A 1,383-nucleotide genomic window follows, 5' to 3' on the forward strand; every position below is an offset into this window, starting at 1 on the left:
ACCGAGGCAACCAACCAGATGCGCATCTCGCGTGAAGAAATCTTCGGACCGGTCGCTTCGGTGATCCGGGTGAAGGATTATGACGAGGCGCTTGCCGTCGCCAACGACACGCCGTTCGGGCTGTCGTCGGGCATTGCCACCACCAGCCTGAAACAGGCGACGCATTTCAAGCGCAATGCCGAGGCCGGCATGGTGATGGTCAACCTGCCGACCGCCGGCGTCGATTTCCACGTGCCCTTCGGTGGCCGCAAGGGCCGAGGCCGGCATGGTGATGGTCAACCTGCCGACCGCCGGCGTCGATTTCCACGTGCCCTTCGGTGGCCGCAAGGGCTCCTCCCATGGCTCGCGCGAGCAAGGTCGCCACGCCGCCGAATTCTACACAACCGTCAAGACGGCATACATATCGGCGTAGGTGCAGGGCGCTCGCGTCTGTTCATTGCGGTGCGCCAGCCGCACCGCAATGAAAAACGGGAGGCGCGCTCCCCGCAATCGTATCGAAAAGGGTCCGATGGCGGAAAAAGAAAACGCGTCGATTGTTCGCGTGTTCTCGACGAGCGAAAAGACCGGCTTCGAGCTGGCAAGCTCCTATTGATCCCTTGGTGGAGGTGCGGTGACCTGAGACCCTGAACTGACGGCTTGATGGAAGAGTAGTATCGAGCCTACCGCTCCGCGCCATCGCGGTCATTGCTGCGCTGGCGATCCTGCTCAGCCTGCCGGAGGATCTGCTGGCGCTGCTCGTCCTGGGCACCTATGGCAGTGGCAGCCTGTTCCCGCGCCGCACGAGCGGCACGACCGGCGGCAATTGCCTGCTGCTGGGCGGCTATAGCAGGATCGACGGTCGGCGGCGCGGGCCGGTCCTGGGAGCGTGTCTCGTCGGCGCGGGCGGCCGGCGGTTTGCCCCCTCCCCCTGCGGTGTCGGCGACGCATCTCCTCGACGGCCTGGCGCTCCGCACTACTGTCGACCATGGTCTCGAGGCGGTCCATCGATTTGTTCGCCCGCCACACGCGCTCGTCGAACTGCTCCAGCGATAGGGGCATGGTCTTTTCCTTCTGCTGTTGAAAGTTTGCGATGACAGTCTTGAGTGCCGCCGACGGCTCGTTCGATGGCACGCTCGCCCTCTGCGCGAGCCCATCAAACTTCCTTTGCAGCCACGGCGATGGCGCACCGTCCTTCGCTGAGCCTACCGCCTCAATGATTACGTCAGAACGCAGCCCCAGCTTGAGCATCCGCGCCTCGAAATCCCTGACGACGGACAGCGTCTCTCCGCCCGGGTCAAACTCGTCGTTCTGCTTGGCGAGTTCGCGCTCTATTTTGCTGACGCTCGCCGTTGTGGGCGCCAGCACATAAATTGTCTTGCCACCGGCCGAAACGAAGTTGCTATC

General features: G+C 63.5%; 1 protein-coding gene and 1 pseudogene. One reads left to right on the top strand and one right to left on the bottom strand.

Annotated elements, in window-relative coordinates:
* Window positions 1-412, top strand: a pseudogene (locus ASD03_RS38390) (aldehyde dehydrogenase family protein); the annotation flags it as partial.
* A gap of 293 nt (window positions 413-705) precedes the next feature.
* On the opposite strand, the gene ASD03_RS39810 reads toward ASD03_RS38390, so the two are convergent.
* Window positions 706-1,383: hypothetical protein (locus ASD03_RS39810; RefSeq protein WP_162250551.1), on the bottom strand; the 678-nt coding region annotated here is incomplete at its 5' end.

Origin of the sequence: Ensifer sp. Root127 (assembly GCF_001425225.1) — a bacterium.
Taxonomy (GTDB): Bacteria; Pseudomonadota; Alphaproteobacteria; order Rhizobiales; family Rhizobiaceae; genus Ensifer; species Ensifer canadensis.